17 protein-coding genes and 1 other RNA gene are annotated in these 15,924 nt (G+C 63.5%); 8 read left to right on the top strand and 10 right to left on the bottom strand.

Annotated features, from left to right (window positions below):
* Positions 1-235: 235 nt before the first annotated feature.
* Both ACE103_RS02655 and ACE103_RS02660 read left to right on the top strand, forming a co-directional pair.
* A complete protein-coding gene (locus ACE103_RS02655) occupies positions 236-1,687 on the top strand; it encodes an NCS1 family nucleobase:cation symporter-1 (RefSeq protein ID WP_375778232.1) in 1,452 nt (483 codons plus the stop codon).
* 201 nt (positions 1,688-1,888) lie between these two features.
* Positions 1,889-2,389: a TIGR02281 family clan AA aspartic protease gene (locus tag ACE103_RS02660; RefSeq protein WP_375780989.1), complete on the top strand. Its 501-nt coding sequence runs from the start codon at positions 1,889-1,891 to the stop codon at positions 2,387-2,389.
* Positions 2,390-2,572: 183 nt separating this feature from the next.
* On the opposite strand, the gene ACE103_RS02665 is transcribed toward ACE103_RS02660, so the two are convergent.
* The 4 genes from ACE103_RS02665 to ACE103_RS02680 form a co-directional block, all read right to left on the bottom strand.
* Positions 2,573-2,965, bottom strand: coding sequence for a hypothetical protein (locus ACE103_RS02665; protein ID WP_375778233.1), 393 nt, complete (start codon positions 2,963-2,965; stop codon positions 2,573-2,575).
* A gap of 175 nt (positions 2,966-3,140) precedes the next feature.
* Positions 3,141-3,416, bottom strand: coding sequence for a DUF6881 domain-containing protein (locus ACE103_RS02670; RefSeq protein WP_375778234.1), 276 nt, complete (start codon positions 3,414-3,416; stop codon positions 3,141-3,143).
* Between the two features lie 87 nt (positions 3,417-3,503).
* Entirely contained in the window at positions 3,504-3,989 is a 486-nt protein-coding gene (locus ACE103_RS02675) for a hypothetical protein (protein WP_223974740.1), read from the bottom strand.
* Positions 3,990-4,428: 439 nt separating this feature from the next.
* A complete protein-coding gene (locus ACE103_RS02680; RefSeq protein ID WP_375778235.1) occupies positions 4,429-4,725 on the bottom strand; it encodes a hypothetical protein in 297 nt (98 codons plus the stop codon).
* A 677-nt stretch (positions 4,726-5,402) separates the two neighbouring features.
* On the opposite strand from ACE103_RS02680, the gene ACE103_RS02685 reads away from it, so the two are divergent.
* Positions 5,403-6,902, top strand: coding sequence for a phosphomannomutase/phosphoglucomutase (locus tag ACE103_RS02685; RefSeq protein ID WP_375778236.1), 1,500 nt, complete (start codon positions 5,403-5,405; stop codon positions 6,900-6,902).
* Between the two features lie 187 nt (positions 6,903-7,089).
* Here the strand turns inward: ACE103_RS02685 and ACE103_RS02690 are convergent, their stop codons facing one another.
* The 4 genes from ACE103_RS02690 to ACE103_RS02705 form a co-directional block, all read right to left on the bottom strand.
* Positions 7,090-7,590 carry an Lrp/AsnC family transcriptional regulator gene (locus ACE103_RS02690; protein ID WP_024578797.1) on the bottom strand — a complete coding sequence of 167 codons (501 nt, stop codon included), beginning with the start codon at positions 7,588-7,590 and terminating at the stop codon, positions 7,090-7,092.
* 76 nt (positions 7,591-7,666) lie between these two features.
* A complete protein-coding gene (locus ACE103_RS02695; protein ID WP_375778237.1) occupies positions 7,667-8,614 on the bottom strand; it encodes a sugar kinase in 948 nt (315 codons plus the stop codon).
* 79 nt (positions 8,615-8,693) lie between these two features.
* Complete coding sequence (gene nudC, locus ACE103_RS02700; RefSeq protein WP_375778238.1) at positions 8,694-9,644, bottom strand: NAD(+) diphosphatase; 951 nt, start codon at positions 9,642-9,644, stop codon at positions 8,694-8,696.
* A 7-nt stretch (positions 9,645-9,651) separates the two neighbouring features.
* The gene (locus tag ACE103_RS02705) at positions 9,652-10,071 is read right to left on the bottom strand and encodes an HIT domain-containing protein (protein WP_050406070.1); all 420 of its coding nucleotides are present in this window, start codon (positions 10,069-10,071) and stop codon (positions 9,652-9,654) included.
* A 111-nt stretch (positions 10,072-10,182) separates the two neighbouring features.
* Between ACE103_RS02705 and ffs the strand changes: the two genes are divergently transcribed.
* From ffs to ACE103_RS02730, 5 genes are all read left to right on the top strand, one after another.
* Positions 10,183-10,279, top strand: an RNA gene (gene ffs, locus ACE103_RS02710) — signal recognition particle sRNA small type.
* Between the two features lie 112 nt (positions 10,280-10,391).
* Complete coding sequence (locus tag ACE103_RS02715) at positions 10,392-12,248, top strand: DNA polymerase III subunit gamma/tau (protein WP_375778239.1); 1,857 nt, start codon at positions 10,392-10,394, stop codon at positions 12,246-12,248.
* Between the two features lie 21 nt (positions 12,249-12,269).
* Positions 12,270-12,590, top strand: a complete 321-nt coding sequence (locus ACE103_RS02720) for a YbaB/EbfC family nucleoid-associated protein (protein WP_018269493.1) — start codon at positions 12,270-12,272, stop codon at positions 12,588-12,590.
* A 124-nt stretch (positions 12,591-12,714) separates the two neighbouring features.
* Positions 12,715-13,320 carry a recombination mediator RecR gene (gene recR / locus ACE103_RS02725; protein WP_028335942.1) on the top strand — a complete coding sequence of 202 codons (606 nt, stop codon included), beginning with the start codon at positions 12,715-12,717 and terminating at the stop codon, positions 13,318-13,320.
* Positions 13,321-13,467: 147 nt separating this feature from the next.
* Positions 13,468-13,896: a hypothetical protein gene (locus ACE103_RS02730; RefSeq protein WP_375778240.1), complete on the top strand. Its 429-nt coding sequence runs from the start codon at positions 13,468-13,470 to the stop codon at positions 13,894-13,896.
* A 191-nt stretch (positions 13,897-14,087) separates the two neighbouring features.
* Here ACE103_RS02730 and ACE103_RS02735 read toward each other — a convergent pair whose 3' ends face one another.
* The gene (locus tag ACE103_RS02735; RefSeq protein WP_375778241.1) at positions 14,088-15,464 is read right to left on the bottom strand and encodes an MFS transporter; all 1,377 of its coding nucleotides are present in this window, start codon (positions 15,462-15,464) and stop codon (positions 14,088-14,090) included.
* Between the two features lie 78 nt (positions 15,465-15,542).
* Positions 15,543-15,848, bottom strand: a complete 306-nt coding sequence (locus ACE103_RS02740; protein ID WP_223974752.1) for a GIY-YIG nuclease family protein — start codon at positions 15,846-15,848, stop codon at positions 15,543-15,545.
* Positions 15,849-15,924 lie beyond the last annotated feature (76 nt).

The raw sequence follows: 15,924 nt of genomic DNA on the forward strand, positions 1-15,924 counted from the left end.
TGGCGTAGACGGGACCGGGTGATCCAGTACGCCGCGGCCTCTCGGCTCGAGCACAAGCGCCTCTGGAATACTGGATCGCCCGGTCGAGCCGGGCGATGACGGCGTGTTGTGCGGCGACAAGGGCGCCGGTCTCCATTTCCCCGATCATGCTTCATCGGTTGCGCTGGCGGGCGTCGGCAAACGGTGGTTAGATTTGCGTGCCGGGATCACGGGCTCGCGCGTGGGGGACACCGCTATGGAGATCAAGAACGCATCGCCTTCGCTGTACAACGAAGATTTGGCGCCGGCCAAGGAACGCAATTGGGGCGCCTTCAGCATCTTCAACGTCTGGACCTCGGACGTGCATAGCCTGTGGGGCTATTATCTCGCCGCCAGCCTGTTCCTGCTTTGCGGCAGCTTCGTCAACTTCATCATCGCGATCGGCGCCGGCTCGCTGGTGATCTTCGTGCTGATGAGCCTGATCGGCAATGCCGGCGTCAGGACCGGCGTGCCCTATCCGGTGCTGGCGCGGGCCTCGTTCGGGATCTGGGGCGCCAACATTCCGGCGCTGGTGCGTGCCATCGTCGCCTGCTTCTGGTACGGCGCGCAGACCGCGGCGGCCTCGGGCGCGATCGTCGCGCTGCTGACGCGCATCGACGGCTTCAAGGCGTTCCACCAGTCCAGCCACATGCTCGGCCATTCCACGCTCGAGGTGATCTGCTTCGTCGTGATCTGGGCGCTGCAACTCCTGATCATCCAGCGCGGCATGGAGACGGTGCGGCGCTTCCAGGACTGGGCGGGCCCCGCCGTGTGGCTGATGATGCTGATCCTTGCGATCTATCTCTGCATCGCGGCCGGTGGTATCTCGCTCACCGCGCCGATCCCGCAGGACGTGCTGCTGGAGAAGACCAGGGAGGCCGGCGTGCCCGGAGTGCCCGGCTCGTTCCCGGCACTGTGCGCTGTCGCCGCGACCTGGATCACCTATTTCGCCGCGCTCTATCTCAACTTCTGCGACTTCTCGCGCTACGCGCCCGACGTGCACGCGCTGCGCAAGGGCAATATCTGGGGCCTGCCGGTCAACCTGATCCTGTTCTCACTGGTCGCCGGCGTCACCACGATCGCGGCGTTCAACGTCTATCACGAGGTGCTGCTGCATCCCGACCAGATCTCGGCCAAGTTCGACTCTTGGTTCCTGGCGCTGCTCGCAGCGGTCACCTTCGCGGTGGCGACGCTCGGCATCAACGTCGTCGCCAACTTCGTCTCGCCGGCGTTCGATTTCTCGAACGTGTTTCCGCGGCATATCGACTTCAAGAAGGGCGGCTACATCGCGGCGCTGATTGCGCTCGCGCTGTATCCGTTCGCGCCCTGGGAGGGCAGCGCTGCCTCGTTCGTCGGGCTGATCGGCGCGACCATGGGGCCGATCTACGGGATCATGATGGTCGATTATTATCTGATCGCCAAAGGTCGCGTGAACGTGCCGGCGCTGTATCAGGAGAACGGCGAATATCGCTTCCAGAACGGCTGGAACGTCAGCGCCCTGATCGCAGCCGCTATCGGCGCGCTGTTCTCGTCGGTGCTGCCGAACTTCACCTCGATCCTGCCGTCGTGGTGGGCGGTCTATGGCTGGTTCTTCGGCGTCGGGATCGCGGGCGCGGTGTATTACGCGCTGCGCGTGGCGATGCCGAGCCCGGTCGCCAAGACGGCCTGAAAGACCGCCTGAGGGGCGGCAAATCCCGTCCGGGCGAGGCGGCCGATGATATTCGGCCGCCTGAGCGGGCCCGCATTAACTCTTCGCTCATCCTTTTCGCCAAAATGGCAGGCGCGCCCGCCCGCCCTCGCTCGCGGCGGGGCGGCGGGCGTGGTGAAATTGCGTGTTCGGTTTTCCGAGTATGGTGTCATGCGTAACCTGATGATTTTCGCGGCCATCCTGATCGGGCTGGGCACCTTCATGGCCCAGATGGCCAGCAAGATGGCGCCCGCCGCCGCGACCACCGCAAGGCAGACCGTTGCCCCCGCCTTCACGGTGGCGCAGGCCAGCGCCCGCACGCTCAGCATCGCGCCCGATCCGCGCGGTCACTTCGCGACCGACGGCCGGATCGATGGCCAGCGCATCAACTTCATGATCGACACCGGCGCCTCCGTGGTGGCCCTGAACGAGACCTCGGCCGCGCGCTTCGGCCTGCGCCCGGTGCCGGGCGATTACACCTCGCGCGTCACCACCGCGAACGGCACCATCAAGGCGGCGCGGGCCCACCTCGCCATGATCGAGATCGGCGGCCTCACCGTGCGCGACGTCGATGCGCTGGTGCTGCCGGACGAGGCGCTGTCGGAAAACCTGCTCGGCCTGTCCTTCCTGTCCAAGCTGAAGCGCTTCGAATACGCCAACGGCAAATTGTTGCTGGAGCAATAGGCAGCACTTTCGCACTGCGAGGGAATTCAGGGCGCTGCTTGTTCACATTTTGGGAATGAGAGGGTAGTCGAGTCGATCTTCGCGACGGCGCGGCATTGGCGCCAGACGTTCGCGGGCAACATCGGACCTGAAGCGCTTGCGCGGAGTGTCGAGCCGGTCTCCCGGCGGACTCACCGTAAATCTCTATTGCGGAGTTACCTCCACGCACTGAGCGGGGTCTGAAATACAGAACTCAGTTTTCCCGGTAGTCTGATCGATCTTCCAAGAGCCTAACACTGGCAATCCGCCAAAAATGTTTGAAATCCCTCCCTGTACGTTAGGTCCTTTGTCGGTTGGTTTCTCTGGAAAGCCGGGCCTCTCGGTGCATTGACCGGTCAGTTGCTTGGTCTCGGCGTCGAGGACTGCGGTGCAATGATGACGCTTCTGGTTCTTGTGGTCGAGGCGTTCGATAGCATAATGGTTTACCCCAGTCTCCACAGTCGCAAACTCAGCGGAAAACTCGTAATCCGCAGCGAACCCAACGGCCGATATCACGGTTAGCGAAAGTGCGAGTATCCCGGTCTTCAGAAGCTTCATGAGGCCTCTCAATGTCTTCGCCTGTGATGCGGACCATATCCCCAGATCGGAAGAATTCGGTCCACGTCCACTGCTGCGGCGGTGCATTCGCTAAATGCCGGCGGCATTGCGAAGCCGCACCATCCTGATCTGTTGGCCGTGCATGCGGATCGTGCCGTGCAGTAGCGAAACCCGTTTACGCCGTCGCCATTGCCCAGATCTTTTCGAACTCGGCCTTTGATATCACTTCCGGCTCGAACTCGGGATCGGCAGCGATCTCCTCAACGGACGGCAATGGCATCTGACCCAGGCCCGTGTCCCCGACCTCAACTTCGGCATCGGCATACCCGATCCTTCCGTCGGGAAAGATTTCAACCTTACGGAGCTCCCAATGTTCGTGATCCAACTCACTGTAGATAAGGACTGGTCGGTGGGGTAACGCGTGAATCCGCTTCACCTTGAGATAGGTCATTGGTCGGATACCTTTCCGCCAGACGTTCGCGGGCAACATCGGACCTGAAGCGCTTGCGCAGAGTGTCGAGCCGGCCTCCCGGCGATCTCACCGTAAGTCCCTAGCGCACTCTCTAATATAGTCGGGCGGATCGTCGACATTTGGGCAGCGCACTACCTCAGAACATAAAATCTCATCATGCAGCTTAAATATCGAGACTTTTAAACGCTCGCCTTTCTCCGTCGGTCTCCCAATAATAGCTATGCCCAGGCCGGCATCGTCGCCCGATAGCGACACCTCATCTTCCCCAAAAGGAAAAACGGATAGGCACTCTTTCGGCACATCGGTCCATTGCCCATTGTGTTCAATGCGCATCGACCGTTCCAAGCCTGCCCCAAACCCCTTCTTTTCCGGGTCTCGGTCGCAAACTGCCTTGAGGGTGCGAAGTTCGATCTTCGCAAGATCCCCGCCTTGTTGATTTTTGAAGGTCAAAGTCACGACATCCGGCTTACACCAGGGGCCGGAGTTTGCTTTGCATACCGTTGAACTGGAGAGGAGAAGGCATAAGGCTCCCGCGAGCGCGAACATTTTCATCGTCATCACTCAATATTTGTATCGATTCCAATCAGGCATTCTCGACCCCGTTGGCTTGCCGTCATGCCAATACAAATAGCTCCCATCCCAAGATCCAACCCACGCTCGATAATCTGGAGTTTTCTGGGAATAAGCCTTCGCATTGTCTCGATCTCCATCGCTCTCGAGCTGATTATCCCAGTGCATGTGCCCATGCCACCGCACCGCTATCGCCAAACCCCACACCACCGCCTAGCGCTCCGTCTTGGAATCCGCGCGCGATCTGATCGAAGTAATATAGTCCGCCGCGCTTATGAATTTCCACGCCCAGTTCGGGGACAAAACCCCTGCTCTTGGTCTCTTCCGGGTAATGTTGGGCACCAAGATCTAGCATTTCCTTACGGGCAGCATCCCATGCGCGCTCCGCGCTTTCGAACCCGATCCCCGCATTGCGGCTAGGCTAGTCGCCACCTTCGGCGCCGCCAAAGCGCTTGATGCCGGCGATGCCACCCGATCCGCTAGAGCTGTTGCCAGTCGCCGGCCCGTTGACGCCGGGCTGACCGGCTCCGGTCGAAGGCTGTTGCTGTTGGGGTTGCGGCTGTGGCTGCTGCGCTAGTTGAGTTGGTGTCGGTGGCTGTTGAATCTGTGCCTGTTGAATTACGCTATCCGCGGCGAACGGATCGTGGTCAACGGGAACGAGCGAGTAGTCATCGAAATCCGGCTGATGGTCCACCGGCACCAGAGAGTAATTGGGCATTGATCATCACCTGTAGATATTGCGCACGCCTTCGGGCGCGTGCGTGCGTGACCGCACCTCGCGGAGAAGGCTGGGTTGGCTTTATGTGTTGAAGGCAAGTGCTTGAGTGATGGCTTGCGCGAGGGTGCGGAAGTGTCGCTTCCGGCTCGGCTTGCCATCGTGCTCGCCGGGCGCCCGCCTGTCGGCGGGGCGGCCCTGGCTGTTAGCCAGTTCGGTTCGCTGCGGTGGCCAATTGCGGCGCGCTCGGCAGTGGATTGGCCGACAGCGGCCTGTCCGATTCAAAAAGCCCGCTGCGGATTTTCCGGTGCGGGCTCAATTGTTGCGACGATGAAAATGTACCGGTGAGTTGCCCGACGTGTCAACTATTCGACGCGCAGATTGCAAAGCGCCGGGCGCGGCTGAAATCACAACCGCACGGCAATGCCTGTCCTTGCCTGGCGCCAACCCTGCAGAAACCATGCTGGGTCGGAGCGATGAGCGGTCAAGCAACTCGTCGGGCGCAACAGCGCGGCGTGTTGCGCCGCCGCGCAAGGATGGGTGGATGACGACGGTATTTCGCCGACGCCAAATCTGCCTTAATTATTGGCCACAAGCTGTCAATCCTGCCTTCCGCTGCGGCGATGCATTCGCTAAAGCCAGCGGCATAGTCCCTCCGCATTTCCACGAGGCCATTCCTGATGTTTCCCAAGCCGAAACCCGCACTGATTCCGAATACCTACGCGTTCGAATCCGAGCCGATGGTGAAGCCGACCGGGTTTCGCGAATACGACGCGCGCTGGCTGTTCAACAAGGAGATCAATTTGATGGGCGTGCAGGCGCTGGGCATGGGGCTCGGCGCGCTGATCGCCGAGCTCGGCGTCAAACAGGAGATCGTCACCGGTCACGATTTCCGCGGTTATTCCGCCTCGATCAAATACGCGCTGATCTCGGGCCTGATGGCGGCCGGCTGCAAGGTGCATGACATCGGGCTCGCGGTGACGCCGATGGCCTATTTCGCGCAGTTCGATCTCGACGTGCCCTGTGTCGCGATGGTCACCGCCTCGCATAACGACAATGGCTGGACCGGCGTCAAGATGGGCGCCAACCGTCCGCTCACTTTCGGCCCCGACGAGATGACGCGGCTGAAGGAGATCGTGCTCAACGCCGCGTTCAACAACAAGGTCGGCGGCTCCTATCAATTCCATGAAAACTATCCGGCGCGCTACATCGCGGACCTCACCGGCCGGCCGAAGCTGACGCGCAAGCTGAAGGTGGTGGCGGCCTGCGGCAACGGCACCGCGGGCGCGTTCGCGCCGCAGGTGCTGGAAGCGATCGGCTGCGAAGTGATCCCGCTCGACACCGAGCTCGATCACACCTTCCCGAAATACAATCCGAATCCGGAAGACATGGAGATGCTGCACGCGATCCGCGATGCCGTGCTGGCGCACAAGGCCGATGTCGGCCTCGGCTTCGACGGTGACGGCGACCGCTGCGGCGTGGTCGACAACACCGGCGAGGAGATCTTTGCCGACAAGGTCGGCGTCATGCTGGCGCGCGACATGTCGGCGATCAACGCCAACGCGCAGTTCGTCGTCGATGTGAAGTCGACCGGGCTGTTCGTGACCGATCCCGTCTTGCAGAAGCAGGGTGCCAACACCGTCTACTGGAAGACCGGGCATTCCTACATGAAGCGCCGCACCAACGAGCTCGGCGCGCTCGCCGGCTTCGAGAAGTCCGGCCACTTCTTCTTCAACAAGCCGTTCGGCCGCGGCTATGACGACGGCCTGGTGTCGGCGATCGCGATCTGCGAGATGCTCGATCGCGCGCCCGGCAAGTCGATGGCCGACCTGAAGGACGCGCTGCCGAAGACCTGGTCGTCGCCGACCATGTCGCCGCATTGCGCCGACGAGGCGAAATACGGCGTGGCCGACGCCGTGGTGAAGCACTTCGAGACGCTGCAGCAGCAGGGCGCGCACGTCGCCGGCCAGACCATCCGCGATCTCGTCACCGTCAACGGCGTGCGCGTCACGGTCGCGGACGGCAGCTGGGGCCTGGTGCGCGCATCCTCGAACAAGCCGGAGCTCGTGGTCGTGGTCGAAAGCCCGGTCAGCGAGCAGCGCATGCGCGACATGTTCGAGGCGATGGATTCGGTGCTGCGCACGCATCCCGAGGTCGGCGAATACAATCAGAAGATCTGAGCGCACTGCTCGCGGCAATCACACTGTCATCACCCGGCTCGACCGGGTGATCCAGTATTCCAGAGACGGTCGTGATTGAGCCGAGAGGCCGCGGCGTACTGGATCGCCCGGTCCTTGTGCGCAATTGCGCACAGGCCGGGCGATGACGGTTGGGAGATGGCGCTGATGACAGTTGCGGAGGCGGCGCTTACGCCGCGGGCACCGGCAGCGCCGTCACCGACTTGATCTTCTCCATCGCGAAGCGCGAGGTGACGTTCTTCAGCGGCACGGCCGAGATCAGCTTCTTGTAGAACACGTCGTAGGCCTGCATGTCGGCGACCACGACGCGCAGCATGTAGTCGACGTCGCCGGCCATCCGGTAGAACTCCATCACTTCAGGCATGGCGCTGACCGCGTCGGCGAATTTGCGCAGCCAGGCTTCCGAATGGTCGGCGCTCTCGACCGAGACGAACACCGAGATTCCGAGCCCGATCTTGTTCTGATCGACCAGCGCGACGCGGCGCAGGATCACGCCGTCGGCCTCGAGCCGCTGGATGCGCTTCCAGCACGGCGTCGACGACAGCCCCACCCGGTCGCCGATTTCGGCGACGGAGAGCGAGGCATCCTCCTGCAACACGGTCAGGATCTTGCGATCGATGGCGTCGAGGCGGCGGTTGTTGTCATGAAGCTGAATGGCGACATCGGTCATAGAAGAAAGTTCCACATGAAGGTTCAAACTCCCTCATATAGAGAAAAATCTTCCAAATCAAGCGGATCGTGGTCGGTCAGGCCGGCCGGGCGTCGGCGTGTTCACCCAAAAACGCTTCAACTTCAGTACGTTGCGGTGCGGCATAAGCGCCCCCGAACCGGGTGCATTTCAGCGCTGCGGCAGCCGAGGCAAAGCGGAGCGCCTGCCGCAGCTCCTGCTTCTCGGTGATGGCGAGGGCAAACGCCCCGTGGAAGACGTCGCCGGCACCAAGCGTGTCGACGGTATGGACCGGGAAGGCCGCCGTCTCCTCCAGCCCGCCCTTCTCATTGAGCCAGATCGTGCCCTGCGGGCCGCGGGTGCCGGCCAGGAAGGAGGGGGTGAGCTTGGCGAGCTTTTGCAGCGCCTGGCCGTCGTCGGTGACGTCGGCGGTCTGCTGCAGCGGCTCGCTGGAAAACACCAGATGGGACGAGGCTATCAGCAGTCCCTCCCGCATCGACATCGCGCGGTCGACGTCGACGACCACGGGAATGCCGCGCTTGACGGCCTCGGCGCACAGCTCGGTGCAGAACGGCGCGCAGCGGCTCTCGGTCAGGATCGCCGCGCAATCCTCCAGCAGCAGCTCGGTCGGCGGCAGCTTGACCTTCCAGAGCTCGGGATCGCGGAAAGTGACGATGGTGCGCTCGCCGGTGTCGTCGATCATGATCGCCGAGATCGGGGTGACCAGGTCCGGCATATGGATCAGATGGTTGGTCTCGATGCCCTCCTCGGCCATCTTGTCGAAGATGTAGCGGCTCGAGGTCTCCCGCGAATCACCCATCGGCCCGCAGATCGCGGCGCGGCCGCCCAGCCGGGCGATGCCGATGGCGGCGTTCAGCGCGTTGCCGCCGCAGATCTCGTCGAAATGGGTCGCGTTTTCCTTGGAGCCGCGCGCCGGAACATTGACGCGGAAAGTCAGGTCGCGCACCGGCAAGCCGATGCAGAGGATGCGGGGCGGGACTTTCGAGGCGCCGTCTTGAAAATTCATGCAAAGGTCCGTCGCAATGGTTCCGTCATCTGGCACAGCCTGTGCCAGATGTAATCGGCAGAACGATGTCCGGTTCCCGCTATTGGTCCAACGGATTTCGGTGGTGCACCCAGCGGCCGAGCAAATGATGAGCAATCGCGAACGGATGCGGGCCGGCAAGGCCGTCGGGATGCTGGCGCTTGAGCATCAGCGTCGCCTCCGCATGGTCGAACCAGCGTGCATCCTCGAGCTCGGTGCGGTCGACCACGATGTCCTCGTTGGTCGCACGCGCGGTGCAGCCGATCATCAGCGATGACGGGTAGGGCCAGGGCTGCGTCATGTAATAATTGACGTCGGTGCAGCGGATGCCGGACTCCTCGAAAATCTCGCGCCTGACCGCGTCCTCGATGGTCTCTGCGGCCTCGACGAAGCCGGCGAGGCAGGAATACATCCCGGGCATGAACTGCTTCTGGCGGCCGAGCAGCACCTTGTCGCCCGAGGTCACCAGCATGATCACGACCGGATCGGTGCGCGGAAAGTGCTCTGCCTTGCAGCTCGGGCATTCGCGCTTCCAGCCACCCTCCTTCATCGCCGTGCGGGTGCCGCAGTTCGCGCAGAAGCCGTGGCGCTGATGCCAGGTCACCATCGATTTCGCCATCGCGATCGCGGACAACTGCTCGGGCGGCACCACGCCCTGCATCGCCATGCCGCGCAATTCGGTGATCGCGACGTCGCCGCGCCCGACCAGCTTCTCGGCCGCCTGCGGCGCGATCCCCATGCCGAAGATCGGCGCGGCATCGCGCAGTCCTAAGAAAATCGTGCCGGGATTGGCGCCGAAGCTGCGGGCCTCCTCCAGCGAGAGCAGGGCGCGCGCCCCGCCATCCTCCTGCTTCACGACCAGCGAGTCGCGATAGATCACGTAGGCTCGGGCCTCGCGATGGCCCTCCAGTGCGAACAGTTTCTCGTCATTGCCGCGCAGATGCGCGGCGCGGTCGAGCACATGGGTGACGAAGGCCGGCTGGCCGAGCGGAAATGAATCGGATGCGGACATTGAATTTTCAACCCAACCAGATCTTGCGGCGAAGCGCGCTGATGAAATTCTGCACTTCCTCGGCGTCATGCGCCAGCGGCGGCATCACGCCCCAAACGGGACGCGGCCATGCAGCGTCGCTGGTTCGGCGCGCGATGATGTGGACGTGAAGCTGCGGGACGAGGTTGCCCAGCGCTGCGACATTCAGCTTGTCGCACTTGGTGACCTCTTTCAGGGCCCGCGAGACGCGGGTGATCTCGGTCATCAGCTGCGCCTGCTCGACCTCGTCGAGGTCGATGATCTCGACCGCGCCGTCGCGCCGCGGCACCAGCAGCAGCCAGGGATAATGCGCATCCTTGATGACGAGCACCTTGCACAGCGGCAGGTCGCCGATGTCGATGGTGTCTTTGTTGAGCTGCGAATGCAGCGACCAATTGGAGGCGGGCATGAGGGGCAAGTAATGCCTTTCCGTGTTCCCAGACAAGCCCCACAAAGCCAGCCTTACAAAGCGGGGTCAGGCCGCTTGCTTTCCGGCGGTTTTGGCCCCAAATAGGGACCGGGAGATTGGCGGTGGACGAGCCACTCGCCAACCGGGTCAGGTCCGGAAGGAAGCAGCCCTAACGAGGTCCGGATCGGGTCGCTCGTCAGTCTCCTACCTGTTTTTCCGAGCGAATCGTGCTGGAATGGCGGTCTCCGCGCCCGGCGCTCGATTTCGGCTCCTATCCGCACGCCGGCCGAAGAGACAATTCCCAAGTTGCGGATCGATGCATGAATGACGCTGGCGACCCCTCCCAACCGTCCGACGGCGCAGGCAAAGCAAGCCTTGACGGCGGTTTTGATTTGGGTGGCGCGCCGGATACGGCCAAGCCGTATCGCGTTCTCGCCCGCAAATACCGCCCCTCCAGCTTCGAGGATCTGATCGGCCAGGAGGCCATGGTCCGCACCGTCTCGAACGCGTTCGAGACCGGGCGGATTCCGCAGGCCTGGATCCTCACCGGCGTCCGCGGGGTCGGCAAGACCACCACCGCGCGCATCCTCGCCCGCGCGCTGAATTACGAAAAGCCCGATGGCTCGGTGAAGGGGCCGACCATCCACATGCCCGACCTCGGCGTGCACTGCCAGGCGATCATGGAAAGCCGGCACATGGACGTGCTGGAGATGGACGCCGCGTCGCACACCGGCGTCGACGATGTCCGCCAGATCAATGACAGCGTGCGCTATGCACCGGCCAGCGCGCGCTACAAGGTCTACATCATCGACGAAGTCCACATGCTGTCGACGGCGGCCTTCAACGCCTTCCTGAAGACGCTGGAGGAGCCGCCGGAGCACGCCAAGTTCGTGTTCGCCACCACCGAAATCCGCAAGGTTCCGATCACGGTGCTGTCGCGCTGCCAGCGCTTCGACCTGCGCCGCGTCGAGGCCGACGTGCTGATGAAGCATCTCGGCAATATCGCGGCCAAGGAAGGCGTCGAGGTCGAGCCCGAGGCGCTCGGCATCATCGCGCGCGCGGCCGAGGGCTCGGTGCGCGATTCGCTGTCGCTGTTCGATCAGGCGATCGCGCATGCCGCGGGCAATGTGAAGGCCGACGCGGTCAGGCAGATGCTCGGCCTCGCCGACCGCACCCGCGTCATCGACCTCTTCGATTCGCTGGCGCGGGGTGATATCGCCTCAGCCTTTGCCGAATTCCGCGCGCAATATGACGTCGGCGCCGATCCGGTCGTGGTGCTGTCCGACCTTGCCGAGTTCGTCAATTTCGTCACCCGCGTGAAGTTCGTGCCGGGAACGGCCGACAATGTCGCGTTCGGCGAGACCGAGCGTGTCCGTGCGCGTGAATTCGCCGCAAAACTGTCGACGCGGGTGCTGTCGCGGATGTGGCAGATGCTGCTCAAAGGCATCGCCGAGGTGCAGACCGCGACGCGGCCGGCCGCTGCCGCCGAAATGGTGCTGGTGCGGATCGCCTATGTCGCCGACCTGCCGACGCCGGATGAGGCGATCCGGATGATGATCGAGCAGAATGGCGGCGGCGCGGCTGCCGCGACGTCGGGCTCCACCGCATCGTCCGCGCCGCGCGGCGCGCCGGCCTCGACGATGTCTGCGATGTCCTCAGTGCCGGTGCGTGCGCCGCAGGCCTCGCCGCGCGCCGATCTCGCCGCGCGTCCGCAGATGGCGGCGCCGGTCGCCGATGCCGCGCCGGCGCTGCGCATCACCAGCTTTCCGCAATTGATCGCGCTCGCCGGCGAGAAGCGCGACATCATGACCAAGAGCGCGCTGGAGGCCGATGTACGGCTGGTGCGCATCGAGGACGGCCAGCTCGAGATCGCGCTCGAGCCGAAGGCGCAGCGCGCGCTGGTCACCGATCTGTCGCGCAAGCTCGAACTGTGGACCGGGCGGCGCTGGACCGTGATCATCTCCAACGCGGCCGGCCAGCCCACGGTGCGCTCGCAGAATGAACTGGCACGCAGCGAGCATCAGCGCGCTGCCGAGGCCGACCCGCGCGTGCAGGAGGTGCTGTCGCGCTTCCCCGGCACCAAGGTGGTCGAGGTCCGCCGCCTTGCCGCCGAGGTTCCGGTGGCGGACGCAACCGGCGAAGACCCGATTGAAACTTCCGACAGCGACGACGATTGATCAGGCGATAGGAACGCACGCATGGCTGATTTTCTCGGCATGATGAAGCAGGCAGCGCAGCTGCAATCCAAGATGCAGGAGATGCAGGAGCAACTCGGCAATGTCGAGGTCGAGGGCATTTCCGGCGGCGGCCTGGTCGCGGTGCGCATGACCGCGAAGATGGAAGTGAAGGGCATCAAGATCGATCCGTCGCTGATGAAGCCGGAGGAGCGCGAGGTGCTCGAGGATCTGCTCGTCACCGCGCATGGCGATGCCCGTCGCAAGGCCGAGACGGCGATGCAGGAGAAGATGATGGCGCTCACCGGCGGGCTCGGCCTGCCGCCGGGATTTGGTCCGACTTGAAGCGCGGCGAGATCAAGATGAAGCATCGTGCCTTGGCTCCTTGTTGGAGCATGATCTCCGCGCAAACGCGTTCCGCGTTTGTCGCGACGGAAAGCCGCTCCACACTTTTCCGGATTATGCTCTAATGGCTGCAAGCGTTGCCGGCCCCGAGATCGAACGCCTGATCCAGCTGCTGGCGCGGCTGCCTGGGCTCGGGCCGCGCTCGGCGCGGCGCGCGGCGCTGCATCTGATCAAGAAGCGCGAAGCCCTGATGACGCCGCTGACCGCGGCGCTGCAGGTTGCGATCGACAAGATCCAAGTCTGCAAGACCTGCGGAAACATCGATACACAGAACCCCTGCACGGTGTGCACCGATCCGCGCCGCGATCCCTCGATCATTGTCGTGGTCGCCGATGTCGCCGATCTCTGGGCGCTGGAACGCGCCAATGCGACCAATGGCCGCTATCACGTGCTGGGCGCAACGCTGTCGCCGCTCGACGGCGTCGGCCCGCAGGATCTCACCATCGATCAGCTGGTGGCGCGCGCGCATGCGCCCGAGGTCAGCGAGATCATTCTGGCCTTGAATGCGACCGTCGACGGCCAGACCACCGCGCATTACATCACCGACCTGTTGTCGGAGGCCAATGTGCGAGTGACGCGGCTGGCGCATGGCGTGCCGGTCGGCGGAGAGCTTGATTACCTTGATGAAGGTACGCTATCCGCAGCCATGCGGCAGCGGACGCTGTTCTAGCAGGCGATCCAGCAATGGCACGCCACGGCGTTCGCCAGGCGATCCGTCACAAGTCGAAAAGTTCGCGCTGAAACAAAATGATAGGGTGGATGACGATTTGGGGACGATCATCCACGCTCTGACGAATCAACTACGGAATCACTGCAAATGACGACACACCGATTCGGCGTACGCTTGGGCGTTGCGTTTCTGGCGTCCATATTCGCCGCGACCGGCGCGCTCGCGCAGCAGAGCGATGCGCCGCAGAAGCCCGGCAAGATGATCCGGGCCGGCGACGTGCTGTCGGGGGAACTCGGCGTCATGAAGGTGCGCGACACCAAGAACCGCGGCAAGCGCGTCGCGACCTACCAGATCACCAGCGAACCGCGCCGCCTGCCGCCGCCGAACGGTCTCTGCAATCTCGAAACCGGGCCGGAAACCTTCCAGCTCGTTCCGACCAACGACGCCCAGGCCGCGCAGCTCAAGAGCCTTTCCGGCAAGGCCATCTCGGTGAAGGTCGACGAGATCGCCTGCGCGCAGGACGCCGGCGAGATGAGCGAAGCCATCGTCACCAAATGGAGCGTGGTGGCGAAGTAGCTCCCAATTCCGGTGTCATCGCCCGGCTCGACCGGGCGATCCAGTACGCCGCGGCCTCTCCACTGAATCACGAACGCCTCTGGGATACTGGATCACCCGGTCCCGTCTACGCCAAGGCTTCGACGTGGCTTTCGCTCCAAAGCGCGCCGAAGCTTTAGCGGAGGCGGCAAGCCGGGTGATGACAGGGAGAGCTAAACCCTCACCGGCCCCAGCTCGTCAAAATGTCCACGCCGCTGCAGCCAGGCGAGCAGGATCAGGCTCGGGATTGCGACCAGCACGCAGATCACGAAGAACGTTTGCCAGCCGACGGCCTTGGCCACATAGCCTGCGCCCGATGACAGATAGGTGCGGCCGACTGCCGCGAGCGCCGTGAGCAGTGCATACTGGGTCGCGGTGTGCAGCGGATTGCGGCATAGTGCCGACAGGTAGGCGACGAAGATCACGGTGCCGATCGCGCTGGTGAAATTTTCCGCGGTGATCGCCAGCGCCAGCGCCCATTGATCGACGCCGACATGCGCGAGCCAGGAGAATGAGAGGTTGGCGACCGCCTGCAGCACGCCGCCGATCCACAGGCTGGTCGCCAGCGAATAGCGCCGCGCCACGAAGCCGCCGGCAAATCCGCCGATCAGGGTCGCGGCAAGGCCGACACCCTTCACGATCGCCGCGTAATCGACCTTGGAAAAGCCGATGTCGATCACGAACGGCGCGGTCATGGTGCCCGAGAACGCGTCGGTGAACTTGAACAGCACGACAAAGGCGAGCGCGGCGAAGGCATCCTTGCGGCTGAGGAACTCGGAGAACGCGCCGAGCGCCGCATGCAAGACACGTTCGGCCGCAGTCTGCGCATGCGTGGCGGCCTCCGCGCCTTTCGATTGCGCCGGTTCGGTCGCAGCCAGCGCCGTGACGATACCGATCACGACCAGCGCGGCCATCACCACATAGCCCCACATCCACGCCGACGGACGCGCCACTCCGGCGGACTCGAAACCGCTGACGATGAACAGCGCGCCGGCGGTCGAGACCAGCATGCCGATGCGATAGGCCGCGACGTAGGACGCCATGCCGGCGGCCTGCTCGCTCTCCGGCAGGCTTTCGACACGGAAGGCGTCGACCACGATGTCCTGCGTCGACGAGGCGGTTGCGACCAGCAGCGCGGCGAACGCCGCAAACCATGGCGATCGCGCCGGATCGGCCAGCGCCAGCAGCAGGATCGTCGCGATCAGCAACAGCTGCGAGAGCAATAGCCAGCCGCGGCGGCGGCCGAAGATCTGCGTGAACAGCGGCACGTGCAGCGCGTCGACCAGCGGCGCCCAGAGGAATTTCAGCGTGTAGGGCGTGCCGATCAGCGCCAGCAGCCCGATGGTGCCGAGATCGACCCCGGCCTCCTTCATCCACACCTGCAGCGTCGAGCCCGACAGCGCCAGCGGCAGGCCCGAGGAGAAGCCGAGCAGCAGCACGATCAGCACCCGCGGCTGCAAGTACACGGCGAAGCTGTCGCGCCAGGAGGTGGCGGCGGGCTTCGGCTCCGGCTTTACAGACGCGTCAGACGTCGCTTCGGGGGCTGTCATAGAAGAGTTGGTAGCAGATTCGGCTCCAAAAAGACTGTCATCGCCCGGCTCGACCGGGCGATCCAGTATCCCAGAGGCCTATCCGCCGCCACCGGCGATCTCCGGGTAAAGATCGTTCCAGTCCGGATTGTCGTTCTCGATTAAGGAGATTTTCCATGCGCGCGGCCATTTCTTGAGCCGCTTCTCGCGCTTTATCGCGTTCTCGGGATCGTCGAACTGCTCGAAATAAACGAGCTTCACCACATCATATTTCTCAGTGAAACTCTGGATGAGTTTCAGCTTGTGCTCGCCGACGCGACGAATGAGATCATTTGTCACACCGATGTAGAGCGTGCCGCCGATGTGGCTGGCGAGAATGTAGACGTAGTAGCTGCGTGCTCCCAAATTTCCGCCTCTGGGATACTGGATCGCCCGGTCGAGCCGGGCGATGACACCGACTATGAGGTGAGATCAGGGTCCA

This window comes from Bradyrhizobium sp. ma5 (assembly GCF_042258955.1).
GTDB lineage: Bacteria > Pseudomonadota > Alphaproteobacteria > Rhizobiales > Xanthobacteraceae > Bradyrhizobium.